Genomic DNA, 21,477 nt, shown 5'->3' on the forward strand with positions numbered 1-21,477 from the left:
TGAAACGGCTGCTGTGCTTCCAGGGGGGCTGGCTGCAGGGTGGAGGAACTGCGGGGGAACCTTTTTCGTGCTCCGTCATTGAAACAGGCAGACACATGCCAATAGCGGAGGGTTAAACATGCTCGGTACCATCCTCGTCATCCTGCTTATTCTGTTCCTGATCGGCGCGCTGCCAAGCTGGGGTTATCATAATTACGGTTATGGCCCGTCGGGCGGCCTCGGACTGGTTCTGGTCATCGTCCTGATCCTGGTTCTGCTTGGGCGCATCTGATCGCTCGCAATCGGCCTGACAACAATCGCCCGCACTGCCGCAAATGCGCCGGATGCGGGCGTTTTTTCCTTTGAAATAAGAGGAAGATACAAAAAAACACGGAATCTTAAGCGCTTAGACGGTGGGCTGACGAGTTGCGCCCATCCGGCCTGAAAAAACACCACATTCGGAACGAACCCTCTTGCGCCCAAAATGGATTCGTTCTAAATGCCCGCCATCGCTCGAATGAAGAGCGCGTGAGGCCTCGTGGCGGAGTGGTGACGCAGAGGACTGCAAATCCTTGTACCCCGGTTCAATTCCGGGCGAGGCCTCCAAAATTTCCACAAACAGCAGATGCCGTCTTGAACATATGTCCCGCTTTGCGGTGATTGACCGTCTTTGCTGTTTTAAAAAAATCCCTGTCATTTCGCTTTTTCCCGCACATCCCACTCACCGCGCTTGAAAGCGCGCGCCTTGGCAATTATGAGATTATCCAAAGGTGAGGGGAAACCCGCGCCGTTTTGAGCTTTTGGAGCCGAGGCTTCCCGACCGGCATCCGTGAAATTGAGGCGATAAGGACATGATGGATTTCGAAACCGCGCGCGCCAATATGGTCGACAGCCAGCTGCGCACGACTGACGTGACTTCGCATTCGGTGCTGAAGGCGTTTTTGAGCGTGCCGCGCGAGGCCTTCGTGCCGGCGGGCGTGCGGCAGATTGCCTATGCGGATGAGGATATGCAGATATGTCCGGCCCGCGACGGCCGCCCGGCGCGCTATGTCATGAAAGCGTCGCCGTTGGCGAAACTGCTGCAGCTTGCCGCCGTATCCAAGGAAGATGTGGTGCTTGAAGTCGGCGGTGGTTCCGGTTACGCGGCCGCCATCCTTTCGCAGCTGGCCGGTTCGGTGGTTTCGCTCGAATGTGACGAAGCGCTGGCGGCGCAGGCAACCGAGACGCTGGCTTCGCTCGGATATGACAATGTCGCTGTCGTGACCGGCGATCTCGAAAAGGGTTATGCGGGCGAAGCGCCCTATGATCTGGTTTTCGTCAACGGTTCGGTCGAGGAAGTGCCGTCGGCGCTGACCGATCAGCTGCGCGACGGCGGACGTCTGGTCGTTGTTGTCGGATATGGCAACGCCGCAAAGGCCACCGTCTATCGCCGTGATGGCAACAGCACATCGGCTGCAAGCTCCTTCAACGCCTCCATCAAGCCTCTGCCCGGTTTTGCCAAGGCGGCAGAATTCGTTTTTTGATCCATAGACATATTATCGCTGTTTACGCCGGGGTGGACCTTCCGCCCCGGCGTTTGTTTTTTGCGGGGCCTGCGTGCTGCGCCCCGCTTGCCCAGCGGCGACGGCTTGACGGCCTGTTCTCACAAAGCTGTGCATCACGGCGAAACTTGTCGAATCAGTGATTTAGTTCCTGACTATGCTGCCCTAGACTAAGGGTGATTCGGGGTGTGCGTATTTCTGCCCCGCATGATCCTGCAACAGGGACGGCAAAAACGCCCGGCGGTTTTGTCCGAACATGTTTCAGAGCATCGGCACGACAGCCGGCTTCGGCTGTCACGGACGCGATGTAAGAATTGAACAGGTGCGAAGCGCCATGTCCGGTATCCAGAGCGATACGGCCTGAGCGCTCAAGAGTGGAAACCGGGGATTGATATGGCTCAGCCAAGCGTAGCGCGTGAACCGTCCATGGAAGAGATTCTGGCGTCGATACGCCGGATCATCGAGAGCAACGAGCCGGGACCTGCCGGTGCGTTTTCCGGACAGTTGCCGCCGGTTTATGACGATGAAGACGATGCCGCCGGTGAAGCGACCTTCGTGACGGAGCCCGTCAGCCCGCCGGCTCGCGTTCCCCCCGCCGCAAACCAGGCCTATGGCGCTCGGCCCGCGCAGGATTATTCGCCGGCTTCCGAAACGCCGATGCCGGAACAGCCGGAAATCTCCGCCGAGAAGACCATGTCGCTGGCCGACGTTGCAGCCCGTGTTCGCGCCGCCGCCGACCGCAACGCCGCGATGGGGCCACAGGCATTTGCAGCGCAGGCGCAGCGTGGCGCAACAGAGCCCGCACCGGCTGCGCCCGCCGCATCTTTCTCAAGCGTAACACCGGCTGAACGTCCGGCGCCGCAGCGTCCAACGGATGTGCGGCCGCTGATGGCGGCAACCGCTGCCGCTGCCGGCGAACAGCCGGTGCCTTTCGCTGCCGAGGATCGCGCCGCCGCCGCCGCCATCGAAAATGCGCCTTTTGCCGAGAGCGCTTTTGATCAGCTTGCGTTGCGTGGCGCGATCGAAACGCCGCTCCCCAAGGAGCATTTCGAAATCGAAGTGCACCAGCCTGCCGTCGAGATGCCGAAATTCGATCTGGCCGAGCCGAAGGCGGAACCCGAGAGCGCTTTGTCGCTCAATCTTATTTCCGCTGCCGCCGGCGCGCAGATCGCCCGTTCCTTCAGCGAACTTGCCGATGTGTTCGATGGCGTCGAGCGGCGCTCGATCGAGGATCTGGCTGCCGAGATGCTGCGGCCGATGTTGCAGGACTGGCTGGAAGACAATCTGCCGACTTTGGTGGAGCGTCTCGTGCGCGAGGAAATCGAGCGCGTCGCGCGCGGTTCGCGCCGTTAAGTTCTCTCAAGCCGCCTGTCGCAAATGCGTCGGGCCATGACGAAACAGGGGCCGCTCCGGCATCGGGGCGGCTTTTTTGTTGAAGATGAAGGCGTTATGGGGGCATAGTCGTGTGCAGGGTCGCTCAATCGGCGGCTTAAGCGGGTCGGTTTCTGTTGACTCTCGACCATCCATCCTTATTTAAAAAATCCACACAAGAACTCTAAAATTCAGGTCAGGAAATGCTCGAGAAGACCTACGATTCCGCAGCCGTCGAACCAAAGATCGCCAAAGCATGGGACGAGGCGAATGCTTTCCGTGCCGGCGCCAACGCCAAGCCGGGCGCGGAAACCTTCACCATCGTCATCCCGCCGCCGAATGTGACGGGCTCCCTGCATATGGGCCATGCGCTCAACAATACGCTGCAGGACATATTGGTTCGCTTCGAGCGTATGCGCGGCAAGGATGTGCTGTGGCAGCCGGGCATGGACCATGCCGGCATCGCCACCCAGATGGTTGTCGAGCGCAAGCTGATGGAACAGCAGCTTCCGGGCCGCCGCGAGATGGGCCGTGAAGCCTTCGTGGAAAAGGTCTGGGAATGGAAAGCTGAGTCCGGTGGTTTGATCTTCAACCAGCTGAAGCGCCTCGGCGCTTCCTGCGACTGGTCGCGTGAGCGCTTCACCATGGATGAGGGTCTCTCCGAGGCTGTCCTCGAAGTCTTCGTGACGCTCTACAAGCAGAACCTGATCTACAAGGACAAGCGTCTCGTCAACTGGGACCCCAAGCTGCAGACTGCGATTTCCGACATGGAAGTCGAACAGATCGAGATGAAGGGCAATCTCTGGCATTTCCGCTATCCGCTGGAAAAGGGTGTGACCTATGAGTACCCCGTCGCTTTCGATGCCGACGGAACGCCCACCGAGTTCGAAACGCGCGACTACATTGTCGTCGCCACGACACGTCCGGAAACGATGCTCGGCGATACCGGTGTTGCGGTTAACCCGGAGGACGAGCGTTACAAGGGTATCGTCGGCAAGCATGTCATCCTGCCGATCGTTGGCCGCAAGATCCCGATCGTTGCCGACGACTATGCCGATCCGACGGCTGGTACCGGTGCGGTCAAGATCACGCCTGCACATGATTTCAACGATTTCGAAGTCGGCAAGCGCTGCGGCCTGCGCGCCATCAACGTCATGAATATCGATGGCACCATCTCCATCAAGGACAATGAGGATTTCCTCGAGGGCCTCAATCATCCGGCCGCCCTGCATGGCGCATGGGATCGTCTGGAAGGACAGGACCGCTTTACCGCGCGCAAGATCATCGTCGAAATCTTCGAGGAAGCCGGCCTGCTCGACAAGATCGAGCCGCACAAGCACGTGGTGCCGCATGGCGACCGCGGCGGCGTGCCGATCGAGCCGCGTCTGACCGATCAATGGTGGGTGGATAACAAGACGCTGGCGCAGCCGGCGATTGCCTCGGTTCGCGAAGGCCGCACCAATTTCGTGCCGAAGAACTGGGAAAACACCTACTTCCAGTGGATGGAGAACATCCAGCCCTGGTGTATCTCGCGGCAATTGTGGTGGGGACACCAGATTCCCGCATGGTACGGCCCGGATGGGCAGGTCTTCGTTGAAAAGACCGAGGAAGAGGCGCTGCAGGCGGCCATCCAGCATTACATCGCCCATGAAGGTCCGTGGAAGGCCTGGGTTGAGGAGAAGCTTGAGAACTTCAAGCCGGGCGAAATCCTGATCCGCGACGAAGATGTGCTCGACACCTGGTTCTCGTCGGCGCTCTGGCCGTTTTCGACGCTGGGCTGGCCGGAAGAGACGCCGGAACTGGCGCGTTATTATCCGACCAACGTGCTGGTCACCGGCTTCGACATCATTCCGTTCTGGGTGGTGCGCATGATGCAGATGGGCCTGCATTTCATGAAGGACGATGCCGGCAACCCGGTCGAGCCGTTCAGCACGGTCTATATTCACGCGCTGGTTCGCGACAAGAACGGCCAGAAGATGTCGAAGTCCAAGGGCAACGTCATCGATCCCCTGGAGCTGATCGACGAATATGGTGCGGATGCGCTACGCTTCACGCTTGCCATCATGGCGGCGCAGGGCCGCGACGTGAAGCTCGATCCCGCGCGTATCGCCGGGTATCGCAACTTCGGCACCAAGCTGTGGAACGCCACACGCTTTGCCGAAATGAACGGCGTGAAGCGCGATCCGCACTTCCTGCCCGAAACCGCTTCGCTGACGATCAACCGCTGGATCCTGACCGAGCTTGCCAATACGGCGCGCGATGTGACGGCCTCGCTTGAGAACTTCCGTTTCAACGATGCTTCCGGCATTCTCTACCGTTTCGTCTGGAACCAGTTCTGCGACTGGTATCTGGAACTGCTGAAGCCCGTCTTCAGTGGCGAGGATGAAAAGGCGAAGACGGAATCGCAGGCCTGCGCGGCCTATGTTCTGGATGAGATCTACAAGCTGCTGCATCCCTTCATGCCGTTCATGACGGAAGAGTTGTGGGCGCATACGGCCGGTGAAGGGGAGGAGCGCGACGATCTGCTCTGCCTCACAGACTGGCCGGTGCCGGAATTCCGCGACGACGCTTCGGCTGCGGAAATCAACTGGCTGATCGATCTCGTTTCCGGCATCCGCTCGACGCGCGCCGAAATGAACGTGCCGCCGGGTGCGACTGCCTCGCTGGTGGTTGTCGGCGCCAACACCTCCACCGAAGCGCGGCTCGACCGCCACGCCGCCGCTATCCGGCGCTTAGCGCGGGCCGATGAAATCCGTGCCGGCGATGTCGCGCCGAAGGGTTCGGCCCAGATCATCATCGGTGAAGCCACGGTCTGCCTGCCGCTCGGCAACCTTGTCGATCTCGCGGCTGAGAAGGCCCGTCTTGAAAAGGCGATCGGCAAGGTGGATGCGGAAATGGAACGTATCGACAAGAAGCTCTCGAACGAAAAATTCGTCGCCAATGCCGATCCGGAGGTTGTGGCCACTGAGCGCGAGCGCAAGGCGGAACTCGAGGTGCAGCTGACAGGCCTGAAGACGGCCATGCAGCGGGTCAACGAGGCGGGATAACCCGCCCTGCCTTTCCAACAGCAAAACGCCCCGTCAATGCGGGGCGTTTTTTTGCCTTTTGTCATGTTTCATTTCTTTTCATTGTTGCGTTGCAGCGGCGAATCATTTCCGGGAAACAGTGCGATTATTTCATCGCGATTTTTGTCCGGACGATCCGGAAAAGCGGAAAAAAACCAATAAAAACGGTCTGATAAGCAGGTTTCTTCGGGAAAATGCGACTGTGGTTATTTGGCGACATTTCTTGTCGGATTTGGCAATTTGTTTCGTTTTGTGTCAATTTCAACGAACGGATTAGAAAAATAGCCTAAAATGATTATATAAGCGGGTAGACATAAAATTCTTACGTAAAAAAATCGCCGCATTCATGCGACAGCCGAAAACTGCGACAGATTGTCATTTGCCCTTTAGCGTTTCACTCTATCCTCGATCACATTGCCTTGATTGGGGAGAGAGATGGCAAAAACTGCAATTTTTCGCGGCGCGGTATGTTTCGTAGCCAGCATCGCGGCGGTCACGCCGTCACTGGCCGGTGGCCTTGAGCGCGGCGGTTACAATATCGACCTGCTGTTCGATCCGTCCGATTATGTTCTTGATAGTTCGGCCACCTTCGTTGCTCCGCAGCGCAAGGTTGAGAATGCGCGCGACAATCCGCTGAAAAGCGGCGGGCCGTTGCCGGCCTCCTGGTCGACCACCGCAGACGATTCCGAAAACTACTGGTCGACACGGGTGGGTGCCAAGGCAGCCATTGGCGACTTCGGCGACTGCATGTTCGATTATTCGCAGCCGTGGGGCGCGGATCTCAATCCCGGCATCTGGCAGGGATCGAGCTACAATATCGAGACCAAGGTCAAATCGCACAATTACGCCACCACCTGCCGGGTGAAGTTCGATCTTGGCAAGGGTGACTTCTCGATCATCGGCGGTGGTTTCTATCAGGAGATCAGCGGTTACAAATACCGTCAGGTGGTTTCCCCGACAGCGCTCGGCCCGGCTTATCCTTCCCTTTACTCCGGCGTCGGCAAGCTGGACATGGAAGGCGACGGCTGGGGATGGCGCGCGGGTATCGCCTATGAAATCCCGGAAATCGCTTTCCGCACCAGCCTTGTCTATAACAGCGCCGTCGATCACGATCTAAACGGTACGGTTGACCTTAGAAGCCTGCCTGCGGCCGGCAGCCCGGCCCTCATCGCTTACGGCGGTAAAGTCACGCCGGTTTATGGTTCGGTTTCCATGCCGGACAGCCTGGAACTGAAGGTGCAGTCGGGCATCGCGCCAGACTGGCTTGCTTTCGGTTCGGTCAAATGGACCGACTGGAGCCAGATTCAGGTCGTGCCATTCTGCCAGGTCGGTGTTCCCTCCTGTATTGCGGGCGTAACCTCGCTCACGACCCTCGATCTTTATTATCGTGACGGCTGGACGGTGACCGGCGGTATCGGCCACAAGTTCAACGACCAGTGGAGCGGTGCCGTCAGCCTGACATGGGATCGCGGCACATCGACGGTTATCGGTACACAGACGGATACGTGGATGATCGGCACCCAGGTCGTCTATTCGCCCACCCCAAACCTCGAATTCAAGATTGCCGGTGCTCTCGGCTTGCTTACTTCGGGTGAATCTTCGATTGCCGGCGGCCGTTGCAGCCCTGGCAGCGCGGCAACCTGCGGCGATGAAGTGGGCTACAGCTTCGGCAGCGATCTCGTAGCCGCCATTTCGACGGGTGTGAAGGTCAAGTTCTGACGCCATACTTCCGCTTATGCTAAAATAAAGGTCCGGTTTACCAACCGGGCCTTTTTTCATGCCCGACTGTGATTCCTTCTCGATAAAATTTTCCAGGCCGAAAGTTTTGTGACGATTTGGCAACACTTTTCTGCAAGCGTGGAGCCGCGTTGGAATGTGAGCATATCTGTCCATTTCCCGCCACAAACAGAGTGCTTGGCTTATGTTTATGGGCGCGGCAATGAAAGAACATGCAGGCGTTTGATGTGGATCTCTGGAATTGCAGAAAGTGAAAATGGGTTTGGATTCAGGGTTTAAGCAAGTAATACGGGAATTTGGTCCGGCTTTCTTGTTTGGCGCTGACCGGCAGATGGTGAAACGCCGTTATATTGCCGGAAATTATGCCTATATCTGTTTCACTGAAAATTTGGAGCAATTACCGCAAGAGACCACCGGCGGTGCGCTGGAAAGTGCTGCCGGAAAGACGCAGTGTGTTCGAAAAATCGCGACCCGGCGGGGTTCAGCTTTGCAGTATTCCGCAAGTATTGGCTATATGCCGGGAAGAGTTATGAGAAGTTCGCCGAAATGCTGAAATGTGAAGCCAACGTTTTAAAGCCGCTTCTTATGGGCATGTTGCTTGCGTCGCTCGCAATGCCTGCCGCGGCTTTTGACATCAATGCGGGCGTGACCAAGGAATCCGGCCCCTTCGACCTGTTCAAGTTCGGTTTCAAGGCCTACAAGAACGGCAACAAGGGCGAAGCCGTCGAGGCCTATCGCTACGCGGCTGAAAAGGGCCATACCGGTTCGCGCTGGGCGCTTGCCAATATGTATGCCTTCGGCGATGGCGTCGCCAAGAACGACTTCGAAGCTTTCAAGATTTACAGCGAAATCGCCAGCCAGGGCGTTGAGCCGGGTTCCGAGGATACCGGCTTTTTCGTCAACGCGCTGCTGTCTCTTGCCGATTATTACCGGCACGGCATTCCCGGCAGCCCGGTGAAAATGGACCTTTCGCAGGCCCGCCAGCTTTATTTCCAGGTGGCTTCCACCTTCGGCGTGGCTGAAGCGCAGTTCCGGCTGGCGGAAATGATCCTGGCCGGCGAGGGCGGCCGGGCGGATGTGCAGCAGGCCAAGAAGTGGCTCAATCAGGCGCGCAAGCACGGCCATGCCGGCGCCATGTCGATCTTCGGCAACCTGATCTTCCAGGAGGGCCAGACGGCGCAGGGGTTGGCTTTCATGACGGCGGCGCTGGACAAATGCACGGCGATAGACTGTACGTGGATCCAGAACCTGCAGGAGCAGGCGTTTTCACTGGCGGGCGAAAATGATCGCCGCGCGGCCATCGCGATGGCGCAGAACATGCAGATCGACGATTCCAATTGAGATGATACCAGTCGAGGCGATTTCGCCCGTCTGACGCGAGCCGGTCAGCCGACCGGCCGGAAATCGAAATAACCGCAGACCGGCACGTGGTCGGACGGTTTTTCCCATGCCCGCACATGTTTTTCGATGTTGACGGATTGCAGCCTGTCGGCCGCCTCCGCCGAGAGCATCAGATGATCGATACGGATGCCGTTATTCTTCGGCCATGCACCGGCCTGATAATCCCAGAAGGAATATAGTCCTGCCTCATCGGTGGTTGCGCGGGCGGCATCGGTAAAGCCCAGATGTTCGAGCTTGCGGAATGCAACGCGTGTTTGCGGCAGGAACAAAGCATCGCCTTCCCACACGCGTGGGTCGTGGCAATCGAAGGGCTCGGGAATGACGTTATAATCGCCGGCCAGAATGAGCGGTTCCTCAAGCGCGAGGCGATCTTCGGCAAAGCGCCGCAGCCGTTCCATCCAGGCGAGCTTGTAGGGGTATTTGACCGGATCGTCGGGCGGATTGCCGTTCGGCAGGTAAAGCGAGCAGACGCGGATCGCGCCGTTTTCAACGGAAAACACGCCTTCGATGAAACGGGCCTGTTCATCGGCATCATCGCCCGGCAGGCCGCGATTGATCTGGTCAGGCTTCATCTTTGAGAGCAGGGCAACGCCGTTGAAACCCTTCTGGCCGTGGGTCTCGACATGATAGCCGAGTGCCTCGATCTCAAGGCGGGGGAAGCCCTCGTCAACCGACTTGATTTCCTGAAGGCAGACGATATCAGGCGATGAATCCTTCAGCCACTGGCAGAGGTTTTCGATACGCGCCTTGACGCCATTGATGTTCCAAGTGGCAATCTTCATCGGAGTTTCCCTTTTGTGAGGGTACTTTTACCCGATGCAAAGGCGATTGCCACCGTTTTTGGAAATCGGCGGTGTGGATGTGGTGGAAAGATATCTCAGATCGAGAAGCTGGTGCCGCAGCCGCAGCTTGCCACCGCATTGGGGTTCTTGATCTGGAAGGACTGGCCCAACAGATTGTCGACGAAGTCGATTTCGGAACCGGCCATGTAGATGACCGACATGCTGTCGATCAGCACCTTGGCGTCGCCGCGGGCAATCACGATGTCGTCATCGGCGGGGTCTTCCGCCAGATCGAACTTGTAGGAGAAGCCCGAGCAGCCGCCGCCTTCCACCGAAACGCGCAATGCGTGCTTGCCCGCATCGGCTGCGACGATCTGGGCGATTCGCTTCGCTGCGGCTTCCGAAAGGGTAATGTCGCTGTTTTCCATGTCGTTCCTCCTGCCGGGGTCAAGAACCGGAGAGCAATAATCTCGTTGTCACCATTATAAACCGGTCAAATTAACGGTCTATAGCCTGTGTGAAGGCGGTCTGCGCGGCGATGATGCTTTGCGCTGACCTCTGCGATAGGTATGAAGGGTGAATGAAAAGGTCAATGGCCGAGGCGAAAAGGACGCCGCGGCAGGAGAAGACAACAGGTGGATGCATGATCATAGACCAGCGCGCATTGGGTTTCGGAAGCGGCGAGAGAGCGGTTTTCGCCTCAGATCCATGGACCACGCGCGGGCGTCTTTTTCCCGAAGAGGGCAGTCTGACGCGTTCCGAATTCCAGCGCGACCGGGACCGCATCGTCCACACGACAGCCTTTCGCCGCCTGAAGCACAAGACGCAGGTGTTCATCAGCCCTGACGGAGACCACTACCGCACCCGTCTTACCCATACGATTGAGGTAGCTCAGATCGCCCGTGCGCTGGCGCGGGCGCTGAAGCTTGACGAGGATCTGGCGGAAGGGGTGGCGCTGGTGCATGATTTTGGCCACACGCCCTTCGGCCATACCGGCGAGGATGCGCTGGATGCGGTGCTGTTGCCCTATGGCGGTTTTGACCACAATGCCCAGTCGCTGCGCATCGTCACCAAGCTGGAGCGCCGTTATGCCGAATATGATGGCATCAACCTGACATGGGAGACGCTGGAGGGGTTGGTCAAGCACAATGGCCCGCTGGTGAATGCCAGGGGCGAGGGCGTCAAGGGACCTGTTCCGCTTCCCATCCTCGAATATTGCGAGCTGCAGGATCTGGAGATTGGCAGCTATGCCAGCCTTGAGGCGCAGATGGCGGCGATTGCCGATGACATCGCCTATAATACCCATGATATAGATGACGGCCTGCGCGCCGGTTATCTCACCTTCGAGATGCTGGAGGAGGTGCCGTTCCTGAGCGGCCTGATGGCCGAGGTGCGGGCGAAATATCCCGTGCTCGACAAGGAGCGTTTCGCCAATGAGATCATGCGCCGGCAGATCACCCATATGGTCGAAGATGTTATCGGGGTTGCGCAGCACAACCTTGCCCGCCTGAAACCGCAAAGTGCGGCCGATATCCGCGCCGCCGATTTCACCGTCGCGACGTTTTCGCCCGAGATGGCCGAGACAGACCGGCAGATCAAGAAGCTGCTGTTCGGCCATATCTACCGGCACCCGGAAATCATGCGTATCCGGGCTGGTGCGACGCAGATCGTCACAGACCTTTTCCACCGTTATATGGAAACACCGGCGGAGATGCAGAGCCACTACTGGGTGGACAGCATTTCCGGTATGAGCGAGGCTGCAAAAGCCCGGCATGTGGGCGATTATCTGGCCGGCATGACCGACAGTTATGCACTGCGCGCCCACCAGCGGCTGTTTGACCACACCCCCGATTTGCGATAGGGCAGCGGGCGATCGCGAAGCCGACCCGGTTATGATGGCCGGACATAAACAGAAGCCCTTCGCGCAGGTTGGAACGATGAACATTTTTGCCGATTTCGATACCAGGATCAAAAACGCGCTCGAAACCCTCGATCTCGTGAAAGAGAACCGCGAAAAGGTCGATTTCAGTCGAATTACCATCGAATCCCCGCGTGATCTCAGTCACGGCGACGTCGCAACCAATGCGGCGATGGTGCTGGCCAAGCCGCTGGGCACCAACCCGCGGGCGCTCGCCGAACTCATCGTGCCGGCTCTTCAGGCCGATGGCGATGTCGACAGCGTCAATGTCGCCGGTCCGGGCTTCATCAATCTCAAGGTCTCGGTTGGTTACTGGCAGCGTCTGCTTGCCGACATGATCGGCCAGGGCATCGATTTTGGCCGTTCGACGATGGGCGTCGGCCAGAAGATCAATGTCGAATATGTCTCCGCCAATCCCACCGGCCCGATGCATGTCGGCCATTGCCGTGGTGCGGTTGTGGGCGACACGCTGGCGAACCTGCTCGCTTTTGCGGGTTATGGCGTCACGAAGGAATATTACATCAACGACGCCGGCTCACAGATCGATGTGCTGGCGCGTTCGGTCTTCCTGCGTTACCGCGAAGCGCTGGGCGAGGATATCGGCGCCATTCCGTCGGGCTTCTATCCCGGCGATTACCTCGTTCCCGTCGGCCAGGCGCTGGCGGATGAATACGGCATCAAGCTTCGGGCCATGCCCGAGGAAAAGTGGATGCCGATCGTCAAGGACAAGGCAATCGCTGCGATGATGGCGATGATCCGTGAGGATCTGGAGACGCTGAACGTCAAGCACGATGTGTTCTTCTCGGAGCGCACGCTGCATGAGGGCAATGGCGGACCGATCCTCTCGGCCATCAACGACCTGACGTTCAAGGGCCATGTCTACAAGGGCACGCTGCCGCCGCCGAAGGGCGAATTGCCTGACGACTGGGAAGATCGCGAGCAGACGCTGTTCCGTTCCACCGAAGTGGGCGACGACATGGACCGCGCGCTGATGAAATCGGACGGTTCCTACACCTATTTCGCGGCCGACGTTGCCTATTTCAAGAACAAGTTCGATCGGGGTTTCTCCGAGATGATCTATGTGCTGGGTGCCGATCATGGCGGTTACGTCAAGCGGCTGGAAGCGGTCGCGCGCGCCGTCTCCGAGGGCAAGTCGAAGCTGACGGTACTTTTGTGCCAGTTGGTCAAACTGTTCCGTGATGGCGAGCCGGTGAGGATGTCGAAACGCTCCGGCGACTTCGTCACGCTGCGCGATGTCGTCGACGAAGTGGGTCGCGATCCGGTGCGATTCATGATGCTTTATCGGAAGAATTCCGAGCCGCTGGACTTCGATTTCGCGAAAGTGACCGAACAATCGAAGGATAATCCGGTTTTTTACGTGCAATATGCGCATGCCCGCTCCATGTCGATCTTCCGGCAGGCGCAGGAAGCGTTTCCGGGCCTGGCTCCCTCTGCGGAAGAGATGGCGGCATCCGTTTCTTTGATCAGCGATATCAATGAGTTGCAGCTGGTTGCAAAACTCGCCGAATATCCACGTCTGATCGAATCCGCGGCCCTTTCGCATGAGCCGCACCGGCTTGCTTTTTACCTCTATGATCTGGCCAGTTCCTTCCATGGACACTGGAACAAAGGCAAAGACCAACCGGAATTACGTTTTATTAACGATAAAAACCGAGAATTGAGCATTGCCAGACTTGGGCTGGTGAATGCTGTCGCGAATGTTTTGAAGTCTGGCCTTACGCTTTTGGGAGCGGACGCACCTGACGAAATGCGATAACATATCACCATTATTTGCTCACAATACGCTGGCAAGAGCTGCAATGCGTAGATGGTGGAACACGTAATGGTCGAAAAAAATGTCGCGTATAACCGGGACGCCCGGTCCGAAGGGTTCGCTGACAACGATCCTCTGGCAGAACTGGCGCGTATCGTCGGCTTCGAAGATCGTCCTTCGCATGCGGGTTCCGAGGCTCAGCCATCGGTTGCCCGCCGCGAACCCGAATTTAACCTCGAAGATGAGCTTCTGAGGGAATTCGAGGTTTACGACGCACCGCACGCCGATCCAGTCGTTCTTGATCCGGCAAACGATGTTCGTGCGGGCATCCACCCCAACGACTTCATGCAGCGTGTCGAATCGGTTTTCGCCCGCCGCGAGCCCGAGCTTGCACCCGCACCTGCACCCGAGGTGAGGGAAGAGCGGCTTCCCGAGGTCGACCAGGCCTATATCCATAATTACGTGGAAACATCAGCTCAGCAGGACATCCGCGCGGACTTCCGTGACGATGCCGGCGCCGTCGCCGAAGTTTTCGATGTGCATTCCCGCCAGCCGCGCGCCGCCGAGCCGGTGGTTTACCAACCGCCCGCCCAGCAGGTCGCATGGGAAGAGCCGCAGGCCGTTGAAACGGCAGAGCCCGAATGGCACGCCATGCCGGAGCTTCCGGCCGATGTTTCGAGCAATGTTGCTTTTGCCGGTCAGGCCTATGCGCCGGAACCGCAGGCTTTCGATCTTGCCGATGAGGTGGAGATCGTGGTTGCCGAGGAAGCGCCCGCTCCGGTTTCCGTGCGTCCGCCTTCGCATGGCGGCCGTTCTTCGCTCGAATTTTCCAGCCTGCGCCTGCCGCTTGCGAATTTCGGCGCGCGCCGCGATGTTTCCGCTGTCGATCCGAGAAGGGTCGAGCCGCGCTCCGAACAGCCGCTTGTCGCGGCCCGGATGGAACCGCAGATCGAGCCCGCGCCGGCACCTGCCGTCATTCAGGCGGAAGAGACAGCACCTGCCTTTGCACCCTCGGTTGCGGAAAGCTTCACGCCTGCCGAGCAGCCTGTGACGCCTCCGGTTGCTCAAAGGCCGGCTGCGACCAATCTGTCGCCGATGGACGAGCTGATCTACGACGTTGCGAAATATTCCATTCCCGGTCGTGGCGAAGAACCCGTCGTGCAGTCCGCGCCTGTCGTTCAGGCCGCAAAAATCGAACCGCCGGTGATTGCCGCAACGCCAGTTGCTGCGGCTCCCGCACGGGTGACGCCGGTTGCCCCCGCTGTATCCCCGGCTCCTCTTCAGGAGCCGGATTTCACGGATTTTGCCGGTTTCAACGATGATGATTTCGAGCTGGCGCTCGACGATCTCGATCTTGATCTCGACCTGTCGGAAATCGCCGAAGCCGAGGTTGCTCCTGCGCCCGCGCCGCAACCCGTTCGCCAGCAGCCGGTCGCCCCGGTGGTGGCTGTCGCGCCCCAGCCGGTGAGGGAACAGCCTGTTCCGCAACCACGCGCCGCAACCGTTGCCGCTCCCATCGCAGCAGCAGCTGCGCCCGTTCAGCCGCGTCCGGCTGTCGCCGCGCCGCAGCCGGCAGCGCCGCAGACGCTGGAAAGCCTGCCTTTCGATCCTTCGCAGATCGGTGAAACGGAAGAACACCCGGAAACCATCATCGAAATGGATGTTCCGGAACTGCCGGTCGGGGTTTTCGAACCCAAGCCGGCGCCGCGCCGTCACGAGGAAGACCTCGATATCGATACCGAGCTTGCGACGCTGTTTGCGCCTGCAGTTGCCGGTGGTCTCGACCGCCATAAACACGCGGAAAACCGCGCTGCCGCCCCGCAGGCGCGCGCCGCGCAGGCTCCTGATGACGCCGATGAATTCGAGCGGGCTCTGGAAGAGGACTTCCGCCGCTCCATGCAGGAAGCTGCGGCTTCCCGTGGCAATGCGTCGCGCGATGCCGAAAATACCTATGTCGATCATCAGGCGGCCTATCGCGATGAAGATGAACGCGGCGGTCGCCGCTGGATCATGCCGGTGGCTGCCGCAATCGGTCTGGTGCTGATCGGTGGCGGCGTCTACGCGCTGATATCAGGCGGTTCGTCCGGTACCGGCTCCAATGGTGCGCCGGTCATCATCTCCGCCGATAACAACCCGATGAAGGTCGTGCCGGAAAATCCGGGCGGTCGCGTCGTGCCAAATCAGGACAAGGCGGTTTATGACCGTGTTGCCGGCGGCAGCGCTGCCGATCCGAAACAGCCGGCGCTGATTTCCAGCAACGAACAGCCGGTGGATGTGGTTCAGCGCACGCTGATCCCGGAACAATTGCCGCTGGAAGGCGAAAACGACGGGGATATGGAAGCGACCGGCACGCCGGTTGGCGAAACCGAAGATCCGCGCCTGCTTTCGCCGGAAGAAAAGGCTGCTCAGAACGAAGGTTCTGGCGCGACCGGCGTTTCGCCGCGCAAGGTCCGCACCATGATCGTCAAGCCGGACGGCACGCTGGTGGCCCAGGAAGTGGACGCACCGGCAGCCCAGCCGCCAAAGGCCGACAAGGTTGCAGAGCTTGCCGCACCGCAGACCGCCAAGCCGGGTGAGGGCGCTCCCGCCGTCATCGCCGCTTCGCGGGTTCCAGTGGCGCCCGAGCAGGCTGCAAAGCCGCAGGCCAACACGCCTGCCGCCGCTGCCACGCCAAACTCACAGTCGCAAGCCTCGCAGTCGGCAGCACCGCTTCCTTCGGCGCGTCCGTCTGCCCAGCCCGCCAATGTGGTGGCAACCGTTACCAACCAGGGTAATGTTCGCCCGGCGACTGCCGCTCCGGCCCAGCAGCAGACGGCTGCCGTGACACCTGCGACAACCAGCACGCCTTCTGCCGGTGGTTACTACATCCAGATCGCGTCGCTGCCGAGCCAGGCTGAGGCCCAGAAGTCCTACCAGAACATGTCGGCCAAGTTCGGCTCGGTCATCGGTGGACGCGGCGTCGACATCAAGGCAGCTGAAATTGCCGGCAAGGGCACGTTCTACCGCGTCCGCATCCCTGCGGGTGACAAGAACGAAGCCGTGGCGCTGTGCGAGAAGTTCCGCTCGGCCGGCGGCAGCTGCCTGGTGGCACGCTGATAGCGGCCGATCTGGCTTCGTAACGATCGGGGCTGCCGCGTGAGGCAGCCCTTGGAGTATTTGGACCTTCCACCACACTCTCCATCATCCTCGGGCTTGACCCGAGGACCCATAACCCGGAGCGATGGATCCTCGGGGCAAGCCCGAGGATGACGGCGGAGAGGTTGTCGGACGATTTTCGCAATCCCGATGGCGCAGTCTCCTTACCCTTACCCCTCTTTTCCCTGCGAGCGTGACACCATGACCGATTGCAAAGCCATGATCCTCGGATGCAGCGGGCTTTCGCTGACCGCCGATGAGATTGCCCTTTACCGTGACCAGCAGCCGTGGGGCTTCATCCTGTTCGGCCGCAATATCGGCGAGCCGCAACAGATTGCCGATCTCGTCGCATCCATGCGTGATGCCGTCGGGAGGCCAGATGCGCCGGTGTTGATCGATCAGGAAGGCGGGCGCGTTCAGCGCATCAAGCCGCCGATCCTGCAGGCCTATCCAAATGCCCGTATTCTCGGTGAAATCTACGAGCGCGACCGCGAAGAAGGGCTGCGCGCCGCCTGGCTGATGTCGCGCCTGCATGCCTTTGACCTGATGAAATTCGGCATCAATGTCGATTGCCTGCCGGTGCTTGATGTGCCGGTGGAAGGCGCCAGCAATGTCATCGGCAACCGGGCTTATGGCTATTCGCCGACCATGGTGGCGCAGATGGGCCAGGCGGCTGCCGATGGGCTGAAGGCGGGTGGTATGTTGCCCGTCATGAAACACATGCCGGGTCACGGTCGCGGCATGGTCGATTCGCACCATGAATTGCCTGTTGTCGATGTGCCGCTTGATGAGCTGGACGGCCATGATTTCGTGCCGTTCCGGGCGCTTAACCGCGAATTGATGGCGATGAGCGCACATCTGGTGTTCAACGCCGTTGATCGCGAACGCCCGGCGACTACCTCGGCGAAGGTGATCGAGGAGGTCATTCGCGGTCGGATCGGCTTTGACGGGCTGCTGATGTCCGACGACAGTTCCATGAATGCGCTGAAGGGCACGCTTGGCGAACGGGCTGCGAATATTGTTGCTGGTGGCTGCGATATAGTCTTGCATTGCAACGGCGTGATGGGTGAAATGCTTGAGGTTGTGAAGGAAGTTCCCGTTCTTTCCGGCCGTTCGCTGGAGCGGGTGCGGGCTGTGGAGACGGGTTTCCCCGCTGCTGACGCCTCCGACGAAGCTGAACTGAGAGCTGAATTCAACGCCATGTGGGCCGTTTCCTGACGATCGGGCGGCGGTCGCCCACTCGGGATCACAGGCCGGATGCCCGGCGGATGGAACAATGGCCGCAGACAAGTCTCGCAATTCAACGCCGATGGACAAGCTCTGGCAGGATGTGACGCCGGAGCGGCTGACGGGCGAGGCCGGGCTGGTCATCGATGTCGCGGGTTTCGAAGGCCCGCTTGATCTTCTCCTGCATCTTGCCCGCACGCAGAAGGTTGATCTGTCGCGCATTTCGGTGCTGGCCCTTGCCGAGCAATATCTGCAATTCGTGGAAAGCGCGCGCCGCGTGCGCATTGAGCTGGCCGCCGATTATCTTGTGATGGCGGCCTGGCTCGCCTTTCTGAAATCCAAACTACTCATTCCGCAGCAGGCAAAGGATGACGGCCCTTCGGGCGAGGAAATGGCCGCGACGCTGGCCTTCCGGCTGAAACGTCTGGAGGCGATGCGTGAGGCGGCCGAAAGGCTGGTCAACCGCGCCCAGCTTGGCCGCGACGTTTTCGCCCGCGGCGCACCGGAGCATATTCCGCATATCAATCGCTCGGCTTATGAGGCGAACCTCTACGATCTTCTGAGCGCCTATGCCAATCTGCGGCAGAGGCAGGCCATCACCCAGGTCACCATTGAAAAACGGCAGGTGTGGTCGCTGGTGGAGGCGCGTGAGCTTCTCAACAGCCTCCTCGGTGATGTCGGTGAATGGACGGTGCTCGATCAATATCTGCTGCAATATGTTCCGGATCCCGCCATGCGGGTGACGGCCATCGCCAGCGCCTTTGCCGCCTCGCTGGAACTGGTGCGCGAGGGATCGTTGCAAATCCGGCAGGAGGGGGCTTTCCAGCCCATCTATATGCGCCGGGGCACAAGGGACGAGCGCGGAGCCAGTGCCGGAGGGACCGATAATGACGAATGACGACGAGACCGGCGAGGCAATGATCGCGACAGATGGGGTGGAACCCGAACTCACGGTGTTTTCCGAGCGTCAGCTGAAGGAGGCTGAGCGAATTGCCGAAGCGCTGGTTTTCGCCTCGGCCGAGCCGGTTTCCATCGGTTTCATCGCCGAGCGTCTACCGCGCGGCATGGATGTCGTCGCCATTCTGCACGCGCTGAAGGCCGCCTATGGCGACCGTGGTGTCAATCTCGTGCAGGTGGGCGGGCAATGGGCGTTCCGCACGGCGGGCGACCTTTCCTTCGTCATCCGCACGGAGGAGAAGGAGCCCAAGAAGCTGTCGCGCGCAGCGCTGGAGGTTTTGGCGATTATCGCGTATCATCAGCCGGTGACACGCGCCGAGATCGAGGAAATCCGTGGCGTGCAGACCTCACGCGGTACGCTCGACGTGCTGATGGAGGCGGGCTGGGTGCGTTTCCGCGGTCGCAGGCGCACGCCGGGCCGGCCGGTGACGATCGGCACCACCGTGGAGTTTCTCGATCATTTCGGCCTTGAGGAGTTGCGGGATCTGCCGGGCCTTGAGGAGCTGAAGGGAGCGGGACTGCTTTCGGGCCGTATCCCGTCCAATTTCGGTGTGCCTCTGCCGATGATGAGCGACGAGTTGCGTGAGGATGAAGACCCGATCACGCAGCTCGATCTGGAGGAACTGGGCCTGCTTGCACCGGGCGGTGGTGATGGTGACGATTGATATCGTCATAGGCCCACGTGATACACGCGAAAAGTTTATGGGCACGGCCCGTCTCAGCGACGATTTGTCGTTTGAAAAAGCCTTTCAAACGTCTTACATCGTCTAAAAGCGAAATTCAGGAGTTGCAGTTATGGGTTCTTTTAGTGTGTGGCATTGGCTCATCGTGCTGGTGATCGTTCTCGTCCTTTTCGGACGCGGCAAGATCCCCGAATTGATGGGTGATGTCGCGAAGGGCATCAAGAGCTTCAAGAAGGGCATGGCTGACGAAGACCAGACGCCGCCGCCGGCAGATGCCAATGCGAAGACCGTCGACCACAAGGCTGACGAGATCAAGTAAGCGGCCTGTTCCGTTTGGTGTGAGACTGGCGTTAGGGTCTCGGGAGCATATTGATGTTAGATATCGGCTGGAGCGAGCTTCTGGTGATTGCGGTCGTGCTGATCGTGGTCGTCGGACCGAAAGACTTGCCGCCCATGATCCGCGCCTTCGGCAAGACGATGGCCGGCCTTCGCAAGATGGCCGGGGATTTCCGCACGCAGTTCGATGAGGCCCTGAAAGAGGCCGATATGGACGATGTGCGCCAGACGATTTCCGATGTCCGCAATCTCAACCCCACGAATTCCCTGCGCGATGCGATGAACCCGCTTCGCCAGCTGGGCAATGAGATCAAATCCGACCTGCAGAAGGCAACGGCGGCACCCGATGGCCTGTCCTCCACTGCCGCACCGGCGACGAGCGAGCCGGTCGCCCCGCTCATGAGCACGCCGGAGCCGGAAATGAAGCTGCCGGATACGCCGCCCGTCGTCGCTGCCGCAGCGGCACCGGTTGCCGCCGCCACGGAAGAAAAGCCGAAACGCGCCCGTGCGAAATCGGTTGCGACCGTCGAAGCCGAAGCGGTTGTCGCCAAGCCGAAACGGGCCGCCCGGACCAAAGTGGCCGCAACGCCGGAAGCTGTTGCTTCCGCGATGACTAGCGAAGCCGCCGTTTCGAAGGCGCCTGTGAAGGCTGTCGTCAAAAAGGCAACGGCCAAGAAGACCGAGGCTGACAGGCCGACGGCGGTGGCCGACGCCAGGCCGGTCAAAGCGGCAAAAACAAAGGCTGTGAAGCCGAAAAAGGATGAAGCATGAGCGGGGATACCGAAGATAAGCCGCAGCCGCTTATCGAGCACCTCATGGAGTTGCGCACCCGGCTGATGTGGTCGCTCGGCGCATTTTTCGTCGCCTTCATCGCCTGTTTCGCGGTTGCCAAGCACCTCTTCAACCTGCTTGTCATTCCCTACAAGTGGGCCGTGCTCTGGGCGGGGCTGGATGTGACAAAATCGTCGCTGATCTATACCGCGCCGCAGGAATTCTTCTTCACGCAGATCAAGGTCGCGATGTTCGGCGCGATGGTCATCTCCTTTCCGGTGATCGCTTCGCAGCTCTATAAATTCGTCGCACCCGGTCTCTACAAGAACGAACGCGCCGCCTTCCTGCCATTCCTCATCGCGTCGCCGATCCTTTTCCTCATCGGTGCGGCGCTCGTCTATTTCTTCTTCACGCCCATGGTCATGTGGTTCTTCCTCGCCATGCAGCAATTGCCTGAGGATGGTGAGGTGGCGATTTCGCTGATGCCGAAGGTGTCGGAATATCTGAGCCTCATCATGACGCTGGTGCTGTCCTTCGGCCTTGTGTTCCAGCTGCCCGTCGTCACCACGCTTCTGGCGCGTGTCGGGCTTCTGACCAGCGACTGGCTGCGTGAAAAACGCAAGTTTGCCATCGTCATGGCCTTTGTGGTCGCGGCCGTGCTGACGCCGCCAGACCCCATGTCCCAGATCGGTCTTGCGCTGCCCGCGATCATTCTCTACGAGATTTCCATCTACATGGCTCGACTCGTGGAGAGGAAACGTGCGGCGGAATCCAAAAGCACGGAGCTGGAAGAGACCTGA

The 21,477-nt window shown here is 59.6% G+C and carries 18 protein-coding genes and 1 tRNA gene; 17 read left to right on the top strand and 2 right to left on the bottom strand.

Annotation, left to right across the window (positions count from 1 at the left end):
- Positions 1–118: 118 nt before the first annotated feature.
- The 8 genes from ACQZ5F_RS04860 (at position 119) to exoR (ending at position 9,034) form a co-directional block, all read left to right on the top strand.
- The gene (locus tag ACQZ5F_RS04860; RefSeq protein ID WP_003495626.1) at positions 119–271 is read left to right on the top strand and encodes a DUF3309 family protein; all 153 of its coding nucleotides are present in this window, start codon (positions 119–121) and stop codon (positions 269–271) included.
- Between the two features lie 240 nt (positions 272–511).
- Positions 512–585 (top strand) — tRNA-Cys (locus ACQZ5F_RS04865).
- A gap of 245 nt (positions 586–830) precedes the next feature.
- Entirely contained in the window at positions 831–1,502 is a 672-nt protein-coding gene (locus ACQZ5F_RS04870) for a protein-L-isoaspartate O-methyltransferase family protein (RefSeq protein ID WP_052819775.1), read from the top strand.
- A 411-nt stretch (positions 1,503–1,913) separates the two neighbouring features.
- Positions 1,914–2,873 (top strand): cell division protein PopZ, encoded by a 960-nt coding sequence (gene popZ / locus ACQZ5F_RS04875; protein WP_448731049.1) that lies wholly within the window; start codon positions 1,914–1,916, stop codon positions 2,871–2,873.
- Between the two features lie 221 nt (positions 2,874–3,094).
- Positions 3,095–5,938 (top strand): valine--tRNA ligase, encoded by a 2,844-nt coding sequence (locus tag ACQZ5F_RS04880; protein WP_448731050.1) that lies wholly within the window; start codon positions 3,095–3,097, stop codon positions 5,936–5,938.
- 453 nt (positions 5,939–6,391) lie between these two features.
- Positions 6,392–7,675, top strand: coding sequence for an outer membrane protein transport protein (locus ACQZ5F_RS04885; RefSeq protein WP_062653901.1), 1,284 nt, complete (start codon positions 6,392–6,394; stop codon positions 7,673–7,675).
- Between the two features lie 274 nt (positions 7,676–7,949).
- Positions 7,950–8,246 carry a hypothetical protein gene (locus tag ACQZ5F_RS04890; protein WP_225339757.1) on the top strand — a complete coding sequence of 99 codons (297 nt, stop codon included), beginning with the start codon at positions 7,950–7,952 and terminating at the stop codon, positions 8,244–8,246.
- On the top strand, positions 8,240–9,034 hold the full coding sequence (exoR, locus tag ACQZ5F_RS04895) for an exopolysaccharide production regulator ExoR (RefSeq protein ID WP_046798325.1): 795 nt from the start codon (positions 8,240–8,242) through the stop codon (positions 9,032–9,034). The genes ACQZ5F_RS04890 and exoR overlap by 7 nt, the downstream gene beginning before the upstream one ends.
- A 44-nt stretch (positions 9,035–9,078) precedes the next feature.
- Here exoR and xth read toward each other — a convergent pair whose 3' ends face one another.
- Positions 9,079–9,876 (bottom strand): exodeoxyribonuclease III, encoded by a 798-nt coding sequence (gene xth / locus ACQZ5F_RS04900; protein ID WP_448731051.1) that lies wholly within the window; start codon positions 9,874–9,876, stop codon positions 9,079–9,081.
- 95 nt (positions 9,877–9,971) lie between these two features.
- Entirely contained in the window at positions 9,972–10,304 is a 333-nt protein-coding gene (gene erpA, locus ACQZ5F_RS04905) for an iron-sulfur cluster insertion protein ErpA (RefSeq protein ID WP_046798327.1), read from the bottom strand.
- Positions 10,305–10,519: 215 nt separating this feature from the next.
- Between erpA and ACQZ5F_RS04910 the strand changes: the two genes are divergently transcribed.
- From ACQZ5F_RS04910 to tatC, 9 genes are all read left to right on the top strand, one after another.
- Positions 10,520–11,737: a deoxyguanosinetriphosphate triphosphohydrolase gene (locus ACQZ5F_RS04910; RefSeq protein ID WP_225245937.1), complete on the top strand. Its 1,218-nt coding sequence runs from the start codon at positions 10,520–10,522 to the stop codon at positions 11,735–11,737.
- A 76-nt stretch (positions 11,738–11,813) separates the two neighbouring features.
- A complete protein-coding gene (gene argS / locus ACQZ5F_RS04915; RefSeq protein ID WP_225339758.1) occupies positions 11,814–13,571 on the top strand; it encodes an arginine--tRNA ligase in 1,758 nt (585 codons plus the stop codon).
- Between the two features lie 66 nt (positions 13,572–13,637).
- A complete protein-coding gene (locus ACQZ5F_RS04920; protein WP_448731052.1) occupies positions 13,638–16,664 on the top strand; it encodes an SPOR domain-containing protein in 3,027 nt (1,008 codons plus the stop codon).
- Between the two features lie 240 nt (positions 16,665–16,904).
- Positions 16,905–17,921, top strand: coding sequence for a beta-N-acetylhexosaminidase (gene nagZ, locus ACQZ5F_RS04925; protein WP_448731053.1), 1,017 nt, complete (start codon positions 16,905–16,907; stop codon positions 17,919–17,921).
- A 58-nt stretch (positions 17,922–17,979) separates the two neighbouring features.
- Complete coding sequence (locus ACQZ5F_RS04930; protein WP_052819781.1) at positions 17,980–18,828, top strand: segregation and condensation protein A; 849 nt, start codon at positions 17,980–17,982, stop codon at positions 18,826–18,828.
- Positions 18,818–19,552 (top strand): SMC-Scp complex subunit ScpB, encoded by a 735-nt coding sequence (gene scpB / locus ACQZ5F_RS04935; protein WP_225245942.1) that lies wholly within the window; start codon positions 18,818–18,820, stop codon positions 19,550–19,552. The genes ACQZ5F_RS04930 and scpB overlap by 11 nt, the downstream gene beginning before the upstream one ends.
- A 130-nt stretch (positions 19,553–19,682) precedes the next feature.
- Entirely contained in the window at positions 19,683–19,889 is a 207-nt protein-coding gene (locus ACQZ5F_RS04940) for a twin-arginine translocase TatA/TatE family subunit (protein ID WP_046798332.1), read from the top strand.
- 53 nt (positions 19,890–19,942) lie between these two features.
- Positions 19,943–20,677 carry a Sec-independent protein translocase protein TatB gene (gene tatB, locus ACQZ5F_RS04945; protein ID WP_448731054.1) on the top strand — a complete coding sequence of 245 codons (735 nt, stop codon included), beginning with the start codon at positions 19,943–19,945 and terminating at the stop codon, positions 20,675–20,677.
- Positions 20,674–21,477: a twin-arginine translocase subunit TatC gene (gene tatC, locus ACQZ5F_RS04950; protein ID WP_225245944.1), complete on the top strand. Its 804-nt coding sequence runs from the start codon at positions 20,674–20,676 to the stop codon at positions 21,475–21,477. Before tatB ends, tatC begins: the two co-directional genes overlap by 4 nt.

Source organism: Agrobacterium sp. 22-210-1, from assembly GCF_053522525.1.